Origin of the sequence: Pseudomonas sp. CFBP 13711 (assembly GCF_014842265.1) — a bacterium.
GTDB lineage: Bacteria > Pseudomonadota > Gammaproteobacteria > Pseudomonadales > Pseudomonadaceae > Aquipseudomonas.
The window spans coordinates 764949-782569 of the sequence record NZ_JACYVI010000001.1; the positions used below are offsets into that span (position 1 = coordinate 764949).

Annotated in this window: 18 protein-coding genes; 9 read left to right on the plus strand and 9 right to left on the minus strand. The window is 59.6% G+C overall.

From position 1 onward, the window contains the following. Positions 1-3 precede the first annotated feature (3 nt). Positions 4-999 carry an alpha/beta fold hydrolase gene (locus IFT47_RS03480; RefSeq protein ID WP_192170847.1) on the minus strand — a complete coding sequence of 332 codons (996 nt, stop codon included), beginning with the start codon at positions 997-999 and terminating at the stop codon, positions 4-6. A 162-nt stretch (positions 1000-1161) separates the two neighbouring features. Here IFT47_RS03480 and IFT47_RS03485 point away from each other — a divergent pair, with 162 nt between their 5' ends. From IFT47_RS03485 to tsaA, 3 genes are all read left to right on the plus strand, one after another. Next, complete coding sequence (locus IFT47_RS03485; RefSeq protein WP_133772785.1) at positions 1162-1872, plus strand: rRNA pseudouridine synthase; 711 nt, start codon at positions 1162-1164, stop codon at positions 1870-1872. 72 nt (positions 1873-1944) lie between these two features. After that, a complete protein-coding gene (locus IFT47_RS03490; protein ID WP_074891250.1) occupies positions 1945-2406 on the plus strand; it encodes a DUF1456 family protein in 462 nt (153 codons plus the stop codon). 17 nt (positions 2407-2423) lie between these two features. Beyond that, on the plus strand, positions 2424-3128 hold the full coding sequence (tsaA, locus tag IFT47_RS03495; RefSeq protein WP_192170846.1) for a tRNA (N6-threonylcarbamoyladenosine(37)-N6)-methyltransferase TrmO: 705 nt from the start codon (positions 2424-2426) through the stop codon (positions 3126-3128). Positions 3129-3296: 168 nt separating this feature from the next. On the opposite strand, the gene fpr is transcribed toward tsaA, so the two are convergent. After that, positions 3297-4076 (minus strand): ferredoxin-NADP reductase, encoded by a 780-nt coding sequence (gene fpr / locus IFT47_RS03500; protein WP_065989778.1) that lies wholly within the window; start codon positions 4074-4076, stop codon positions 3297-3299. Positions 4077-4197: 121 nt separating this feature from the next. Between fpr and IFT47_RS03505 the strand changes: the two genes are divergently transcribed. Continuing rightward, complete coding sequence (locus IFT47_RS03505) at positions 4198-5124, plus strand: LysR family transcriptional regulator (protein ID WP_192170845.1); 927 nt, start codon at positions 4198-4200, stop codon at positions 5122-5124. Between the two features lie 27 nt (positions 5125-5151). Here IFT47_RS03505 and IFT47_RS03510 read toward each other — a convergent pair whose 3' ends face one another. Both IFT47_RS03510 and erdR read right to left on the minus strand, forming a co-directional pair. After that, a complete protein-coding gene (locus IFT47_RS03510; RefSeq protein WP_192170844.1) occupies positions 5152-5520 on the minus strand; it encodes a diacylglycerol kinase in 369 nt (122 codons plus the stop codon). Between the two features lie 105 nt (positions 5521-5625). Then, positions 5626-6273, minus strand: a complete 648-nt coding sequence (gene erdR, locus IFT47_RS03515; RefSeq protein ID WP_065989781.1) for a response regulator transcription factor ErdR — start codon at positions 6271-6273, stop codon at positions 5626-5628. A 175-nt stretch (positions 6274-6448) separates the two neighbouring features. Here erdR and IFT47_RS03520 point away from each other — a divergent pair, with 175 nt between their 5' ends. Next, positions 6449-7333, plus strand: coding sequence for a DMT family transporter (locus IFT47_RS03520; RefSeq protein WP_192170843.1), 885 nt, complete (start codon positions 6449-6451; stop codon positions 7331-7333). Between the two features lie 58 nt (positions 7334-7391). On the opposite strand, the gene IFT47_RS03525 is transcribed toward IFT47_RS03520, so the two are convergent. Beyond that, the gene (locus IFT47_RS03525) at positions 7392-8123 is read right to left on the minus strand and encodes a tRNA-uridine aminocarboxypropyltransferase (RefSeq protein WP_192171053.1); all 732 of its coding nucleotides are present in this window, start codon (positions 8121-8123) and stop codon (positions 7392-7394) included. A gap of 218 nt (positions 8124-8341) precedes the next feature. Between IFT47_RS03525 and IFT47_RS03530 the strand changes: the two genes are divergently transcribed. Both IFT47_RS03530 and IFT47_RS03535 read left to right on the plus strand, forming a co-directional pair. Then, positions 8342-8767 carry a quorum-sensing-regulated virulence factor family protein gene (locus IFT47_RS03530; protein WP_065989783.1) on the plus strand — a complete coding sequence of 142 codons (426 nt, stop codon included), beginning with the start codon at positions 8342-8344 and terminating at the stop codon, positions 8765-8767. A gap of 378 nt (positions 8768-9145) precedes the next feature. Next, positions 9146-10252, plus strand: a complete 1107-nt coding sequence (locus IFT47_RS03535; RefSeq protein WP_192170842.1) for an LOG family protein — start codon at positions 9146-9148, stop codon at positions 10250-10252. Positions 10253-10300: 48 nt separating this feature from the next. Here the strand turns inward: IFT47_RS03535 and recX are convergent, their stop codons facing one another. The 3 genes from recX to IFT47_RS03550 form a co-directional block, all read right to left on the minus strand. Further along, complete coding sequence (recX, locus tag IFT47_RS03540; RefSeq protein WP_122537389.1) at positions 10301-10768, minus strand: recombination regulator RecX; 468 nt, start codon at positions 10766-10768, stop codon at positions 10301-10303. An 8-nt stretch (positions 10769-10776) separates the two neighbouring features. Beyond that, a complete protein-coding gene (gene recA, locus IFT47_RS03545) occupies positions 10777-11841 on the minus strand; it encodes a recombinase RecA (protein ID WP_065989790.1) in 1065 nt (354 codons plus the stop codon). 85 nt (positions 11842-11926) lie between these two features. Continuing rightward, the gene (locus tag IFT47_RS03550) at positions 11927-12427 is read right to left on the minus strand and encodes a CinA family protein (RefSeq protein ID WP_192170841.1); all 501 of its coding nucleotides are present in this window, start codon (positions 12425-12427) and stop codon (positions 11927-11929) included. Between the two features lie 495 nt (positions 12428-12922). On the opposite strand from IFT47_RS03550, the gene mutS reads away from it, so the two are divergent. Together mutS and fdxA are read left to right on the plus strand one after the other, a co-directional pair. Next, entirely contained in the window at positions 12923-15490 is a 2568-nt protein-coding gene (gene mutS, locus IFT47_RS03555; protein ID WP_192171052.1) for a DNA mismatch repair protein MutS, read from the plus strand. 239 nt (positions 15491-15729) lie between these two features. Further along, positions 15730-16053 (plus strand): ferredoxin FdxA, encoded by a 324-nt coding sequence (gene fdxA, locus IFT47_RS03560; protein ID WP_065989796.1) that lies wholly within the window; start codon positions 15730-15732, stop codon positions 16051-16053. A gap of 559 nt (positions 16054-16612) precedes the next feature. Here the strand turns inward: fdxA and rpoS are convergent. Beyond that, a complete protein-coding gene (gene rpoS, locus IFT47_RS03565; protein WP_065989798.1) occupies positions 16613-17617 on the minus strand; it encodes an RNA polymerase sigma factor RpoS in 1005 nt (334 codons plus the stop codon). Positions 17618-17621 lie beyond the last annotated feature (4 nt).

The following is a 17621-nucleotide window of genomic DNA, read 5'->3' on the forward strand; positions in this document are numbered from 1 at the left end:
GCATCAGCGCTTCAGACTTTCCAGCAGCACCTTGTTGAACTGCTGAGGGTCCTGAATCTGCGGCGCATGGCCCAACCCAGCGAACTCCACCAGTGTCGCCTGCGGGATGCGCTTCGCTGCGGCCTTGCCCAGCTCCGGGTAATTGCCCAGCGTCTTGCGCAACTCCTCGGGCGCCGCGTCCTTGGCGATGGCGGTATTGTCCTTCTGCCCAATCAACAACACCGTCGGCATTTTCAATTTCTCGAAGTCGTAGAACACCGGCTGATTGAAGATCATCCCGTAGGTCTGCGCAGATGCCCGGGCGACCTCCTCCTTGCCGTTGCCGTTGAACATGCCGGCCTGCATGTCGACCCAATGATCGAACTCGGGCCGCCATTCATTGGCGTAGTAGGTCGACTGCTGATACTTGCGAATGCTGTCGGCACTGGTCTTCAGCTCACGGGCGTACCAGTCATCGAAGCTGCGATCCGGGACACCTTTGGCTTTCCAGTCTTCCAGACCGATAGGGTTGACCAGCAGCAGTTGATCCACTTGGTCGGGGTACATCAGCGCAAACCGGGTCCCCAGCATGCCGCCCATTGAATGCCCGACCACGGTGACGTGATCGATGCCCAGTTGGGTCAGCAGCGCTTTGGTGTTCTGCGCCAGCTGCTCAAACGAGTACTTATAATCCGCCGGTTTGCTGGAGCGGCAGAAACCGATCTGATCCGGCGCGACCACACGATAACCCGCGCCCGTCAGCGCCTTGATGGTTCCTTCCCACGTAGCGCCGCAAAAGTTCTTGCCGTGCAGCAGCACCACGCTGCGACCATTGGCAGTGCCGGTTGGCTTGATGTCCATGTAACCCATCTGCACGGGCGCACCCTGGGATTCAAAGCTGAAGTTCTGCGCCGGGAACGGATACTGAAACCCTTCCAGCTGTGGGCCGTAGGCCGGTGGTTGCGCAGCGAGCAGCGGCAGACTGACAGTCATCAGCAGGGCGGGTAGCCATTTGGTCATGAATTCGCTCCAGACAATGTAGGAATAGAGAGCAGACCTGCGTCGCTCCCGGAAAAATCCATCGAGTGGAGGCTTATTCGCCAGGCAATTTCAATGTGGCCGCGATTAACGGTGCCTGCGCGGGTACAATAGGCGCCTTTCCATTTTGTTACGGCTTTTCTCATGACTGACCCCATTCGCCTTTCCAAACGCCTTATCGAGCTGGTCGGCTGCTCCCGTCGCGAAGCCGAGCTGTTTATTGAAGGCGGCTGGGTCACGGTGGACGGCGTTGTCGTCGACGAGCCGCAGTTCAAGGTCGAAAACCAGACCGTGGTGCTGAACGCGGAAGCAAAAGCCGACACGCCTGAATCCGTTACCCTTTTGTTTAACGCCCCTGCAGGCATGGCCCCTGAAAGTGCCTTGGCGTTGATCACACCCGCTACGTTGTCCGCCGACCACAGCATCGGTCGACGTCCCCTCAAAGGGCACTTTCTGCGCCTGGAAGCGATTTCCACGCTGCAAGCCAACGCCAGCGGCCTGATGGTGTTCAGCCAGGACTGGAAAATCCTGCGCAAACTCACCGACGACCGCAGCAAGATCGAGCAGGAATACGTCGTCGAAATCTCGGGCGACATGGTTGCCCACGGCCTCAACCGCTTGAACCACGGCATGACCTACAAGGGCAAGGAACTGCCGAAGGTCAAAGCCAGCTGGCAGAACGAAAACCGCCTGCGCTTCGCCATGAAAAACCCGCAGCCCGGCGTTATTGCCCAACTGTGCGAGGCAGTAGGCCTGAAGGTTGTTTCGGTGCGGCGCATCCGTATCGGCGGCGTGTCCATCGGCAAGGTGCCTGAAGGCCAGTGGCGCTACATGACCGACAAAGAAAAATTCTGAATCCCCCCTTTATGAGCGCCGCATCCAACCCTGCGTGCGCTCATCTGTGAATCTCCAGGAAATACACGCACCATGATGAACAACGATGTACTGCGCAGCATCCGTTACATGCTTGATATCAACGACGCCAAAGTGGTCGATATCATCAAGCTCGGCGGGTTCGACGCGACCAAAGCCGATGTCGCGGCCTACATGAAGAAAGACGAAGAAGAAGGCTTCGTGCCGTGCAGTGACGAGGTCATGGCGCACTTCCTCGACGGCCTGGTGTTCTTCAAGCGTGGCAAAGACGAGAGCCGCCCGCCGCTGCCTGTCGAGCTGCCGATCACCAACAACATCGTCCTGAAAAAGCTGCGTGTGGCCTTCGAGCTGAAAGAAGACGACATGCACGCCATCCTCAAGGCGTCCGAGTTCCCGGTGTCCAAGCCTGAACTCAGCGCCCTGTTCCGCAAGGCCGGTCACACCAACTACCGCGTCTGCGGCGACCAGCTGCTGCGCAATTTCCTGCGCGGCCTGACCCTGCGCGTACGCGGCTAAGTGCTGCAGATCCGTCGATGACCCAGGCCTACAGCGTCTCGCCGATCGGCTTTATGCGCTCGTGCTTCAAAGAGAAGTTCGCCATTCCCCGGCAGCCGCAACTGGCGCCTGCCGCGCGGGGCGTGCTGGAGCTGGTCGCGCCTTTTGATCAGGGTGACGCCGTGCAGGGCCTCGAACAGGTCAGCCATGTCTGGCTGCTGTTTCTGTTTCATCAGGCCCTGGAGGATAAGCCGCGACTCAAGGTGCGCCCTCCTCGTCTGGGCGGCAATCAGTCGATGGGCGTGTTCGCCACGCGCGCGACCCATCGGCCGAACGGGATCGGTCAGTCGGTGGTCAAGCTGGACAAGGTCGAAGCCGGGCGCCTGTGGCTGTCAGGCATCGACCTGCTGGACGGCACGCCGGTGCTGGACGTCAAACCCTACGTGCCTTATGCCGATGTGATCGTTGATGCGCGCAACAGCATGGCCGCCGCCGCGCCGGAGATGATTCCGGTGCAATGGGCAGACGCGGCGCTGGCCCAGGCTCGCGAACAGGGGCTGCGCCTCGAAGAACCGCTGATCGAACTGATCGAGCAGTGCCTGGCTCAAGACCCGCGACCGGCCTACCAGACACCCACGCCAGAGCGACGCTACGGCGCGCAGTTCTGGGATCTGGACGTGCGCTGGCATTACCCGCAAGCAGGCGTGATCTGCGTGCTGGAAGTCGTCCCCGCCGCCGGTTGATAAACCGCTTACACCCGCCCACAAAAAAACCGCCTGGTCCGTGACCTCCAGGCGGTTTTTTTCAGACCCCAAAAAGGCGGGTGCCTGTACTGACCTATTCGCCGATGACGTCACCCTCGCGGTAGTGCGAGGATGATTCATCGGCGATTGGGTCGTATCCGAACGCGATTACTTCTCGACGAACGCGCGCTCGATCAGGTAATCACCCGGCTCGCGCATGCGTGGCGAAACGGTCAGGCCGAAGCTGTTGAGCACTTCGCTGGTTTCGTCGAGCATGCTCGGGCTGCCGCACAGCATGGCGCGGTCGTCCTGCGGGTTGATCGGCGGCAGGCCGATGTCGCTGAACAGCTTGCCGCTGCGCATCAGATCGGTCAGGCGGCCTTCGTTTTCGAACGGCTCGCGGGTCACGGTCGGGTAGTAAATCAGCTTGTCGCGCAGCATCTCGCCGAAGAATTCGTTCTGCGGCAAGTGCTCGGTGATGAACTCGCGGTAGGCGACTTCGTTCACGTAACGCACGCCGTGGCAGAGAATGACCTTCTCGAAACGCTCGTAGGTTTCAGGGTCCTGAATGACGCTCATGAACGGCGCCAGACCGGTACCGGTGCTGAGCAGATAAAGGTGTTTGCCCGGCTTGAGGTCGTCCAGCACCAGCGTGCCCGTAGGCTTTTTGCTGATGATGATCTCGTCGCCTTCCTTCAGATGCTGCAGCTGCGAGGTCAGCGGACCGTCCGGCACCTTGATGCTGAAGAACTCCAGATGCTCTTCCCAGTTCGGGCTGGCAATGGAGTAGGCACGCATGAGCGGGCGCCCGTTTGGCTGCTGCAGACCGATCATGACGAACTGACCGTTCTCGAAGCGCAGGCCAGGATCACGGGTGCACTTGAAACTGAAGAGGGTGTCGTTCCAGTGATGAACGCTGAGGACACGCTCGTGATTCATGTTGCTCATGGTACGTGGGAGCTCCTGATAAATTCTTGCGCGGGTCAGTGCGCCATTGCGCGACATTCTAGTGGCAGACACAATATCTGTTAACTGAATTATCAAGATATAGGTTATCGGTTATATAGATATGCGATTTACTCTCCGTCAGCTCCAGGTTTTCGTCGCCGTCGCCCAGCAGGAAAGCGTTTCCCGCGCCGCGGTCCTGTTGTCCTTATCGCAATCTGCGGCGAGTACCTCCATCACCGAACTGGAGCGCCAGTCCAGCTGCCAGCTGTTCGACCGCGCCGGTAAACGACTGAGCCTCAACGCGACCGGCCGGCAGCTGTTGCCTCAGGCCGTCGCGCTACTGGATCAGGCCAAGGAGATCGAAGACCTGCTCAACGGCAAGTCCGGCTTTGGTTCGCTGGCAGTCGGCGCGACCCTCACCATTGGTAACTACCTCGCCACGCTGCTGATCGGCAGCTTCATGCAGCGCCACCCCGAGAGCCAGGTGAAGCTGCACGTGCAAAACACGGCGAACATCGTTCAGCAGGTCGCTCATTACGAGATTGATCTGGGTTTGATCGAAGGTGACTGTAGCCACCCCGACATCGAAGTGCAGACCTGGGTCGAGGATGAGCTGGTGGTGTTTTGCGCCCCTCAGCATCCCCTGGCCAAAAAGGGCCGGGCGTCCCTTGAGGAACTGACGCACGAGGCGTGGATCTTGCGGGAACAGGGTTCGGGGACGCGCCTGACTTTCGATCAGGCCATGCGTCATCACTTGAACAGCCTGAACGTGAGGCTGGAGCTGGAACACACCGAAGCGATCAAACGCGCCGTCGAGTCCGGGCTGGGGATCGGCTGCATTTCGCGTCTGGCCCTGCGTGACGCTTTCCGCCGGGGCAGCCTTGTGGCCGTTGAAACGCCGGAGCTGGATCTGGTGCGGCAGTTCTACTTCATCTGGCACAAGCAGAAATACCAGACATCGGCCATTCGCGAATTCCTCGACCTCTGCCGCTCATTCACCGCGGGCGTGAATCGCAGCGACGAGATCGTCCTGCCGAGCATCGCCTGACGCGGAGCCCGACTGTAAAAGCGATTGTCAGCCGAGCAGAATCAGGCCCCAGACCACGGCGATCATGCTCAACGCCACGAACTGTGCGGCGCTGCCCATGTCTTTGGCGTTTTTGGACAAGGGGTGACGGTCCAGAGAGATCCGGTCAATCGCGGCTTCGATCGCCGAGTTCAGCAGCTCAACGATCAGCGCCAACAGGCACACCGCGATCAGGATCGCGCGCTCGCCGCGGCTGACGTGAAACATGAACGACAGCGGGATCAACACGACGTTGAGCAGCACCAGTTGACGGAACGCCGCTTCGCCTTTGAATGCAGCGGTCAGGCCGTCGAAGGAGTAGCCAGATGCGTTGAGAATACGTTTCAGGCCGGTCTGGCCTTTGAATGGGGACGTCATAGGGAAACTACTGATGAATGAAAGCGGTGGAGGCTAGTGCGACGACGGTCAAAAAAGTGTGAAGGTCGACCGCGTATAGCCCGGGTTCAGCCTGATTCAGGGGAATCAGCTCTGCGGAATGGATTCCAATTGTTGCAGCAGCAAGGCCGCCTGAGTTCGCGTGCGCACATTGAGCTTGCGAAAGATCGCCGTGACGTGGGCCTTGATCGTTGCTTCCGACACACTCAGCTCGTAGGCGATCTGCTTGTTCAGCAGCCCCTCACAGACCATCGTCAGCACCCGAAACTGCTGGGGCGTCAGGCTGGCAAGGCCTTCGCTGGCGGCCTTGGCCTCCGGCGACACGCTGATGCTTTCGTTGACCTGCGGGGGCCACCAGACATCGCCATCCAGCACCGTTCGCACAGCCTTCTGAATGGTTTCGAGGGAACTGGATTTCGGGATGAAACCGCTGGCGCCGAATTCCCGGGACTTGACCACCACCGCAGCCTCTTCCTGAGCAGAGACCATCACCACCGGCACCTGCGGGTACTGACCGCGCAACAGCACCAGGCCCGAAAAGCCATAGGCGCCGGGCATGTTCAGGTCCAGCAGGACCAGATCCCAATCGGACTTTTCGGTCAGTCGCGCTTCGAGATCGGCGATGCTCTCGGCCTCGACCAGCCTTGCATCCGGCCCGAGCCCCAGGCTTAGCGCCTGATGCAATGCGCTGCGAAACAGGGGATGGTCGTCGGCAATCAGGATTTCGTATGGCATTTCATGATCCTTTAAGTGACTCAGCGCCGACGAATTCAACACCTAATGAGGCAGCCCGCGACATCTTGACACAGGGACCGTGCGTGAGCGGCGCCAAGGATGCCCAGCGAAGTCGGGGTGGTCAAGCCTGACGCTTTACGGCAAAGTCTGCGCCCCCGACCTGACGAGTGCCATCATGCCAAACCATGCCCTGCGAGCGGACTTGCTCATGCTCCTGACCGCATTGATCTGGGGCACCGGCTTTGTTGCTCAGACCGCCGGGATGGATCATATCGGTCCGTACCTGTTCTCGGGGCTGCGTTTTGCGCTGGGCTCCCTCTGCCTGATCCCGCTGATTCTGCGCAACGCCAAGACGGTCCGAGTGCCGGAACCTTTGCTCAATCGTGGCATGTTACGCGCCGGCATCATCATGGGCCTGGCGCTGGCACTGGGCATCAACCTGCAACAGGTTGGCCTGCTGTTTACCAGCGTGACCAATTCCGGCTTCATCACCGGTCTGTACGTGATTGTCGTTCCGCTGCTGGGCTTGCTGCTCGGCCATAAAACCGGGCTGGGCACCTGGCTGGGCTGCCTGTTGGCCGTGGTCGGCATGTGCCTGCTCAGTATTGGCGATAACTTTCACGTCGCCTCAGGTGATTGGCTGCAGTTGATCGGCGCGTTCGTGTGGGGCGGGCATGTGGTGTTGGTCAGCTTGTTTGCCAGTCGCCACGACCCGATCCGTCTGGCCTTCTTACAGTTCGCCACGTGTTCGGTGGTGAGCCTGTTGCTGGCAGTCCTCTTCGAACCGATTGCCCTCAGCGCGATCATCGACGCGGCCCCTGCCCTGCTCTACGGCGGCATCGTCGCGGTCGGCGTCGGCTACACGCTGCAAGTGGTCGCGCAGAAACACGCCATTGCTTCCCACGCCGCGATCATCCTTTCGCTGGAGGCCGTGTTCGCCGCCATCGCCGGCGCCTGGATTCTCGGCGAGGCGTTGCAACTGCGCGGCTATATCGGCTGCGGATTGATGTTGGCCGGGATGCTGCTGGCGCAGTTGTGGCCGAAGAAAACCCTCGCCTGATATCTGCTGCTATGCGAGCCGTCTTGATACGGCTCACTGGCACCAGCCTTACTGATGACTACTCAAGATAGCCCTTGAGCTCTTGATGAGCATCGCTTAGCAAGTCGAGGGGCAACTGATTTTTGGCACCTAGATAGTGCTGACTGAACACATCGAAGTAGCAGCTTAGAGCCGAAGCTGCTTCAGTGTCGCCGGCCAGATCGAAACACAGTGCGGCCACTTCAGCGGTACAGAGATGTTCGCTGCGCGTGGAACGTCTGAGCTTGTACCGTGAAAGCTTTTCGGGGATCAGGCTCAAAATGGGGATGGAGTCAAAATAAGCGCTTTTACGGAAGATTTTCCTCGCTTCAGTCCATGTAGCGTCAAGCAGCACGAACAGCGGTCTCTTATTCGGATTAATCGTCACGGTATTGGTGAGGCGCTCGGCCGCTACATATTCCCCCGGAAACACCAGATACGGTTGCCACTGCGGATCGTTGAGCAATGCAATCAGCTTCTCATCGACTTCGGTGCGTGACCACACAAACGCATGGTTATCCTTGATCACGTCTGCGATCAGCCAACCCGTATTGCTGGGTTTGAAGACCTCTTTTGTTGTCATGATCAGGCACACCCCTGATTTTGCCTCGACCTTGGGACGCCACCTGCACAGGCAGTGACTTTCGATCACTCGACAGTACGGGCACCTGGGCGCACGTGATCCGCGAGCAAGGTAAGGCTTGGTACTCTCCTCCTCCCGCTCATCTCTCAGACATGCGACAGAGTTTCTGTGAAAAAGAGTCGGGGTCATCGAAGGGTAAGAAGGCAGTGACACGAGGGTATCCGGCAGGTCGAGAGGTCGCGGCATTCTATCAGACCCGCCCGACGCGCCGTGTTCTCTGGTGTCCGCCAAGGCTCCTCCCCTATACTGCCCGGCCCTGAGAGCTCACTCCCCCAGTGAACGCCTCGGGATGTCGCCGGTCCAACGGCCAGCCTCTGCATCACCCGTCCACGCACCAGGAGAATTCAATGCTGCGCCTCATCGCCCCCACTCTCACGCTTTTGCTCGTCGCTCCACTGTGCGCCAACGCGGCGTCCAAACAGGATTACGAACTGAGCCAGATGCTTGATAAAGTCGCGAAGGAAAGCAGTGTCGGTACGCCACGCGCCATCAACGAAGACATCCTCGACGAAGGCTACACCGTTGAAGGCAAGATGCTGATCAACCACCTGAGCGTGCAGTCTGGCCAGGCGGCTCAGATGCGCGAAAACCCTGACGACGTCCGCGGTCAGCTGGGCGGTAGCGTGTGCCGCAATGCCGGTTATCGTCAGCTGATGGCCAAGGGCGCGATCCTGCGTTACCAGTTCACCGAATACAAAACCAACAAGCTCATCACGACGCAGGAAATCAAAGCGGCGGATTGCGCTGCCAAGCCCCCTGCCCACAAGAAGTGATGTAACGCGCTTTATGGGCTGCGCGTTTCGAAATCCTTTCAACGCGCAGTCTTGCTCTCCCCTCCCCGGTACTTCCACTATTCAAATCCCCGCCACTCAGCACTTTTCGCGCGCTGCTTGATCGCTGATCCTGGTGCCTGCTTTTCGTTTCGCCGTGCCCCTGATACCTCATCACATTTTGCATGCAAGAAAGGGTTGCCTGCGGCGCCGGTTGCCATCAATGTTTTCTCTTTTCAACCACGGATTAGCCCAGAATCGGGCGCCGCGCAGGTCTGACGCCTCCCTTTCTTTCGGATGCGCTGCGCACGCCGACGCATGACGCGTCGCGATCCCGCCACCTGGCGGCGGTCAATGATTCTGCAGAAGGAGAAAGCGTGAATGCCGTACGTACCCAGTGACGCGTTGTCTCAGCACTTTCAGAGCAACGGAATCGACCTCACCCCCAAAGTCGAAGAACTCCTCGGTTCGGTCGCCCCGGACAGCCCCAACCTTCCGCTCTACCGCGACATGATTCTGACCGTCCTGCGCATGGCTCAGGACGACCTGAATCGCTGGAATGCCAAAATCACCCTGCAAGCGTTGCGCGAGCTGGAGAATGCCTTCCGGGTGCTCGAACGATTCAAAGGCCGGCGCAAGGTCACCGTGTTCGGCTCAGCCCGTACCCCCCTGGAGCATCCTGTTTATGCGCTGGCCCGTGAACTGGGCAAGCAACTGGCAGCCTCCGACCTGATGGTCATCACCGGCGCTGGTGGCGGGATCATGGCCGCGGCCCACGAAGGCGCCGGCCTGGATCACAGCCTCGGCTTCAACATCACCCTGCCGTTCGAGCAGCACGCCAATGCGACCGTGGATGGCACCGGGAATCTGCTGCCGTTCCACTTCTTCTTCACACGTAAGCTGTTTTTCGTCAAAGAGGCCGACGCGCTGGTGCTCTGCCCCGGCGGTTTTGGCACCCTCGATGAAGCACTGGAAGTACTGACGCTGATCCAGACCGGCAAAAGCCCGCTGGTTCCCATCGTGCTGCTGGATGCACCCGGCGGGACGTTCTGGGAAGGCGCTCTCGGTTTCATCAAAAATGAGCTGGAGGCGAACAAATACATTCTGCCCACGGACATGAACCTGATGAAGCTGGTGTACAGCGCCGGTGAGGCTGTCGCCGAGATCAACCGCTTCTACAGCAACTTCCACTCCAGCCGCTGGCTGAAGAATACCTTCGTCATCCGCATGCATCACGCCTTGAGCGAACAGGCGCTGAACGCCCTGCAGGACAGGTTCGCCGATCTGCGGTTAAGTGGGGATTTCCAGCAATACAGCCATCAGGACGAATATGACGAAGCGCAGTTCAGCCATCTCACGCGTCTGGCGTTCGCGTTCAACGGCCGCAACCATGGCCGCTTGCGCGAACTGGTGGACTGCATAAATCTGGAGGAGAACTGGGCGACACCTGCACCTTCTCAGCAGACCCAGCCTGTGAAATCGATGTGAGGGTGAATGCTTGAGGGCGCGTCTGCGCGCCTTCAGGCAGATCAAGCGTCAGTCGTCGTTGCCCTTGCCACTCAGCAAACGACCAATCAGCTCGGGCGGGTATCCGCGATAACTCAGAAAACGCATCTGCTGCCCACGTTCGCGGGCATCTCTGGGCAACTGGCCGCTGAACTTGCGCTGCCACAGCGCTTCCAGCTTCTCCCACCAGTCGACGCCGCACTCACGCAACGCCTGTTCAATGTCCGGACGCGGCAAACCGCGCTGCCCCAGCTCTTCGCGAATGCGCAAAGGGCCGTGGCCAGAACGGGCACGGTAGGAAACGAAGCTTTCGAGGTATCGGGATTCGGACAGCAGCCCCTCTTCCGTCAAACGGTCGAGCGCTGCGTCAATCAATTCGGGGGGAGCGCCGCGCTGACGCAGTTTGCGCGTCAGCTCGACACGACCATGCTCGCGTCGTGCGAGCAGGTCCATTGCAGTACGCCTTACAGCGACGGGCGTATCAAGCACAGCCGGCATGGCGGGGATCAGATGTCCGCGTCAGCTTCGACTTCAGCCACATCGTCTGCCGCTACGCGGGACGATTGAGCCTTCACATCAGGCGCTGCGGTCAGCAGTTTCTCGCGAATCTGCCTTTCGAGGGTGGTGCCGATTTCCGGGTTGTCCGCCAGGAACTTCGCGGAGTTGGCTTTACCCTGACCGATCTTGCTGCCCTGGTAGCTGTACCAGGCGCCGGACTTCTCCAGCAGACCGTGCAGCACGCCGAGGTCGATGATCTCGCCGTTACGGTAGATGCCCTTGCCGTAAAGAATCTGGAACTCAGCCTGACGGAACGGTGGGGCCACCTTGTTCTTGACGACCTTGACGCGGGTTTCGCTACCGACGACTTCGTCGCCTTCCTTGACCGCGCCTGTACGGCGGATGTCCAGACGAACCGACGCGTAGAACTTCAATGCGTTACCGCCGGTAGTGGTTTCCGGACTGCCGAACATCACGCCGATCTTCATACGGATCTGGTTGATGAAGATAACGAGGCAGTTGGCGGTCTTGATGTTACCGGTGATCTTGCGCAGCGCCTGGGACATCAGTCGGGCTTGCAGGCCGACGTGCATGTCGCCCATTTCGCCTTCGATTTCAGCTTTTGGTACGAGGGCGGCCACGGAGTCGACAACGATGACGTCGATCGCGTTCGAGCGCACCAGCATGTCGGTGATTTCGAGGGCTTGTTCGCCGGTATCTGGCTGGGAAACCAGCAGGTCATCGACGTTGACGCCCAGCTTGCCGGCGTACTCTGGATCGAGCGCGTGCTCGGCGTCGACGAATGCGCAGGTGGCGCCCATTTTCTGGGCTTCTGCGATGACGGACAGAGTGAGGGTGGTTTTACCCGAAGATTCCGGGCCGTAGATTTCAACGATCCGGCCTTTTGGCAGGCCACCGATACCGAGTGCGATATCGAGACCCAGCGAGCCGGTGGAGATAGCAGGAATAGCCTGGCGGTCATGGTCACCCATGCGCATTACGGCACCTTTGCCGAACTGACGCTCGATCTGACCCAAGGCCGCAGCCAAGGCTTTCTTCTTGTTGTCGTCCATTGAATCCTCTCGTAATAGGTTAGGCCTTGACGGCCGATATAACTGTATAAGTAGCCAGTATTATTCCACAGGGTCTGACGCGCGCCTACCCCTGATTTGGTATTTCTCCGCGAGAGAGGCGTACAAGCCCCTCTAGCGCGGCGCTCACCGTTTGTCGGCGGACCGCATCACGGTCACCTGCAAATAGAAAGCGCTCGGCGATCAATCGTTCCGCCACGCCCCAGCAGACCCACACCGTGCCAACGGGTTTCTCCGCAGAGCCCCCGTCCGGCCCGGCCACCCCGCTGACCGCGACCGAAAACTGCGCACCGCTGTTGGCCTGCGCGCCCCTGGTCATGGCTTCGACCACTTCGCGGCTGACGGCGCCGACCTGGGCGAACAACGCTTCCGGCACCGCCAGTTGTCGGGTCTTCTGCCGGTTGGAGTAGGTGACATACCCGGCCTCGAACCAGGCCGAACTTCCGGGGATACGGGTGATGGCTTCAGCGATGCCGCCTCCGGTGCAGGATTCGGCCGTGCTGACCTGCGCGCCCGCTGCCAACAGTTGCTGACCCAGGGTTGCTGCCAGGTGGGTGATATCGTCCAAAGGGGTTCTCCGTATCGGTTGAGGCAAAGCAGACACGCTACACCAGCAGGATGGATGTGCAATACAGGACGCGACCTGAATCCGGATCACGCCTGCAAGACACTTATTTGCGCTCCGGTTTTTCGGGGCAGGGTTTCTTGACGGTTTCCACGATGGTCTCCCGTGGACGTCGTCTGGCCTCCTCCAGAGGGATGAAACGGCCGTTGGTTGAATCTCGTCCTCGCTTGCGTTGCATAGGGCAATCCTTGTCGATGATGCCGCCTCCAGTCGGGCGGTGCTCGACATCCTAGCCAGCTCGAAGCGCTTCGTGTCGGTTCGGAAACGCGCCGTGACGAATCAGCCGGACCTGCGGCCCGAGAGCGTGCGTGGTAACCTTGCCGCCATCGCAAAAGCAATCGGATATGACGTCGGGCCACGTAGGTGGAATCCCTTTCGTCGCCCGAAACTTGCCTCAACCTCCTACAGAATTTGCCTAAATAACTGATGAATAAAGCAATTTCCGACCTGTCCTCGCACACCCCCATGATGCAGCAATACTGGCGGCTGAAAAATCAGCACCCCGACCAGCTGATGTTCTATCGCATGGGTGACTTCTACGAGATCTTCTACGAAGACGCCAAGAAGGCGGCCAAGCTGCTCGACATCACGTTGACCGCGCGCGGCCAGTCAGCGGGGCAAAGCATTCCCATGTGCGGCATCCCCTATCACGCGGCGGAGGGCTATCTGGCCAAGCTGGTGAAACTGGGCGAGTCGGTGGTCATCTGCGAACAGATCGGCGATCCGGCGACCAGCAAAGGACCGGTTGATCGTCAGGTGGTGCGCATCATCACGCCGGGGACCGTCAGCGACGAAGCCTTGCTGGACGAGCGTCGGGACAACCTGATCGCCGCCGTGCTGGGTGACGAACGCCTGTTCGGGCTCGCCGTGCTGGACATCACCAGCGGCAATTTCACCGTGCTGGAAATCAAGGGCTGGGAAAACCTGCTGGCCGAACTTGAGCGTATCAACCCGGTGGAGCTGCTGATTCCCGATGACTGGCCCCAAGGGCTGCCAGCGGAAAAACGCCGTGGTGCCCGTCGTCGTGCGCCGTGGGATTTCGAGCGCGATTCGGCGCACAAAAGCCTGTGTCAGCAGTTCTCCACTCAGGACCTGAAAGGCTTCGGCTGCGAGACCCTGACCCTGGCGATCGGCGCGGCCGGCTGCCTGCTGGCTTACGCCAAGGAAACCCAGCGTACGGCCTTGCCTCACTTGCGCAGCCTGCGCCATGAGCGCCTTGACGACACGGTGATTCTGGACGGCGCCAGCCGCCGCAATCTGGAACTCGACACCAACCTGGCGGGCGGGCGCGACAACACGCTGCAGTCGGTGATGGATCGCTGCCAGACCGCCATGGCCACGCGCCTGCTGACCCGCTGGCTGAACCGCCCACTGCGCGATCTAAATATCCTGCAGGCCCGTCAAGAGTCGATTGGCTGCTTCCTTGAGCGCTACCGCTTCGAGAACCTGCAGCCGCAGCTGAAAGAGATTGGCGACATCGAGCGCATTCTCGCGCGTATCGGCCTGCGCAACGCCCGCCCGCGAGACCTGGCGCGGCTGCGTGATGCCCTAAGCGCACTGCCCGAGTTGCAGCTGGCACTGGCCGAGCTTGAAGCGCCGCACATCCAGCAACTGGCGAAAACCGCGAGCACTTACCCGGAGCTGGCCGACCTGCTGCAACGCGCGATCATTGACAACCCGCCTGCGGTGATTCGCGACGGCGGCGTACTGAAAACCGGTTACGACGCCGAGCTCGACGAGTTGCTGTCCCTGAGCGAGAACGCTGGTCAGTTCCTCATCGATCTGGAAACCCGGGAGAAGGCGCGCACCGGGCTGGCTAACCTCAAGGTCGGCTACAACCGCGTGCACGGCTACTTCATCGAACTGCCAAGCAAGCAGGCGGAGCAGGCGCCGGCCGATTACATCCGCCGCCAGACGCTTAAAGGCGCCGAGCGCTTTATCACCCCGGAGCTCAAGGAATTCGAAGACAAGGCGTTATCGGCCAAGAGCCGCGCGCTGGCTCGGGAAAAGATGCTCTATGAGACGCTGCTGGAAGACTTGATCGGTCACTTGGCGCCGCTGCAGGACACCGCCGCCGCGCTGGCGGAGCTGGATGTGCTGAGTAACCTGGCCGAGCGCGCGCTGAACCTGGACCTCAACCGTCCGCGCTTCACCGACGAGCCGTGCATGCGCATCGAGCAAGGTCGTCACCCGGTGGTGGAGCAGGTCTTGTCGTCGCCGTTCGTGGCCAACGACCTGGACCTCCATGACAACACACGCATGCTGGTGATCACCGGCCCTAACATGGGCGGTAAATCCACCTACATGCGGCAGACCGCTTTGATCGTGCTGCTGGCCCATATCGGCAGCTTCGTGCCGGCGGCGAGCTGCGAGCTTTCGCTGGTCGACCGTATCTTCACGCGTATCGGTTCAAGCGATGACCTGGCCGGCGGACGCTCCACCTTCATGGTGGAGATGAGCGAGACGGCGAACATCCTGCACAACGCCACCGACAAAAGCCTGGTGCTGATGGATGAAGTCGGACGCGGCACCAGCACCTTCGACGGGCTTTCCCTGGCGTGGGCTGCGGCGGAATGCCTCGCCCAGCTGCGTGCGTACACGCTGTTCGCCACGCATTACTTCGAGCTGACCGTTTTGCCGGAGAGCGAGCCGCTGGTGGCTAACGTGCATCTGAATGCCACCGAGCACAACGAGCGCATTGTGTTCCTGCACCGCGTGCTGCCGGGCCCGGCGAGTCAAAGTTATGGTCTTGCCGTGGCGCAACTGGCGGGTGTGCCGGGGCGCGTCATCACGCGGGCCAAGGAGCATCTGTTGCGGCTGGAGACCACCAGCCTGCCCCACGAACAGCCCAAGGCCAAGCCGGGCAAACCTCCGCTGCCGATGCAGAGCGATATGTTCGCAAGTTTGCCGCACCCTGTTCTGGACGAGTTGTCGAACCTGAAGATCGACGACCTGACGCCGCGACAGGCGCTTGAGTTGTTGTATTCGATGAAGACACGCATCTAACGTCATTCGTAACAAGCTGTTAGAATCCCGCGCGGTTCGGGACGCTGTGAGCTTTTAGCCTGGCTTTACAGCGCACCTGGCCGCGTTTGAACGCAGCGAACCAAGGTCGGACATCGCCGCGCAGGACACCTTACCTGCCGCGTTGCTCGATAAGCTGAGTTTTACGGCCGGGGGACGTCCCGTACCTGGCAAGCCGGACTGAACGGCCTTGCTGCCGCCGCCTGAGGAGAGAATTAGAAATGACCTTCGTCGTCACCGACAACTGCATCAAGTGCAAGTACACCGACTGCGTAGAAGTCTGTCCGGTGGACTGCTTTTACGAAGGCCCGAACTTCCTGGTGATTCACCCGGACGAGTGCATCGACTGCGCCCTGTGCGAGCCTGAATGCCCGGCGAACGCGATCTTCTCGGAAGACGAGATTCCGGCCGGTATGGAGAATTTCATTCAGCTGAACGCAGAGCTGGCTGACGTCTGGCCCAACATCACGGAACGCAAAGACGCGCTGCCGGATGCGGCGCAGTGGGATGGCAAGACCGGCAAGATAGCCGATCTGGAGCGCTAAGCGCTTGCTGATAAAAAGGGCCCTTCGGGGCCTTTTTGCGTTGGGCCTCCACACGGCCTCACTTTTCAGCAGGCGAAAAAAAGGGGCGGTTTGACCCGCCCACATTTTTTCCATAATCCCTTCAATCCTTTTTCATCATCCTGATGAATCGCATCCTGCGATGTCCTTGAGCAGTCGTCCTTGACCGCCTGTACCAATCCGTCGGTACAGGACTGATCTTAGTGATTTAAACCGTCAGGGCAAGGCCCGAGAGTTTTCAGGAAAATTCAGACACTGGCTGACACTCTCTTAAAATTATCAATTGAATCAGAGAGATAGCGACTGACTTGCAACTGACGGAGACATGATCCGCCAAAGAAGAGACGATAACTCACATTACGCGTAAGAAACGGCTTACAGCCTGAGTAAGCATCACTTACCTGATTGTGAAAACGAACGTCGGCCCATCAAATCGCTGTCATGGGAACTCCATCAAAACCACCTTCAACCGACATAAAAAAAGCCCCGACTCGTCGGGGCTTTCGTGTTGCTCGATGTAACTTACGCCAACTCTCTACGCTTATTGAAAGAGTGACTCGCTGGACAAGCCGTTCTTCTCGAGAATCTCGCGAAGGCGCTTCAACCCTTCCACTTGAATCTGGCGTACACGCTCGCGGGTCAGGCCGATTTCCAGTCCGACGTCTTCCAGCGTGCTGCTTTCATGCCCGCGCAGCCCGAAACGACGAACAACGACTTCACGCTGTTTGTCGGTCAACTCGGACAGCCATTGATCGATGCTCTGGGAGAGATCATCGTCCTGAAGCAACTCGCACGGGTCGGTAGGACGATCGTCCGTGAGCGTGTCGAGCAGCGTCTTGTCAGAGTCTGGGCCCAGCGACACATCCACCGAAGACACGCGCTCGTTGAGGCCCAGCATGCGCTTGACCTCACCGACCGGTTTCTCCAGCAGGTTGGCGATTTCTTCGGGAGAGGGTTCGTGGTCCAGCTTCTGCGTCAGCTCCCGCGCGGCGCGCAGGTAGACGTTGAGCTCTTTGACCACATGAATCGGCAGGCGGATCGTGCGCGTCTGGTTCATGATCGCGCGCTCGATGGTCTGACGAATCCACCAGGTGGCGTAGGTAGAGAACCGGAATCCGCGCTCCGGATCGAATTTTTCGACCGCTCGAATGAGGCCCAAATTGCCCTCCTCGATCAGGTCCAGCAATGACAGACCACGATTGACGTAGCGTCTGGCGATTTTCACGACCAGCCGCAGATTGCTCTCAATCATGCGTTTGCGCCCAGCCGGATCGCCGCTTTGCGACAGTCGCGCAAAGTGGACTTCTTCTTCCGGGGAGAGCAGGGGGGAAAAACCGATTTCATTGAGATACAGCTGCGTAGCATCCAGTGCCCGCGTGTAGTCAATGTACTTATGCTGTTTGAGCGCTGCAGAGTTTTTCGGTTTTGCACGAACAGAAGGTGTAGCTGGCTTCTCATCCGTTGCAGAATCCAGGACGATTACGGGCTCCATCAGGAGGACCTCGTCGTCTATGTCAAACTCCGGCACTTCTTTGCTGAGAGCCATTGTT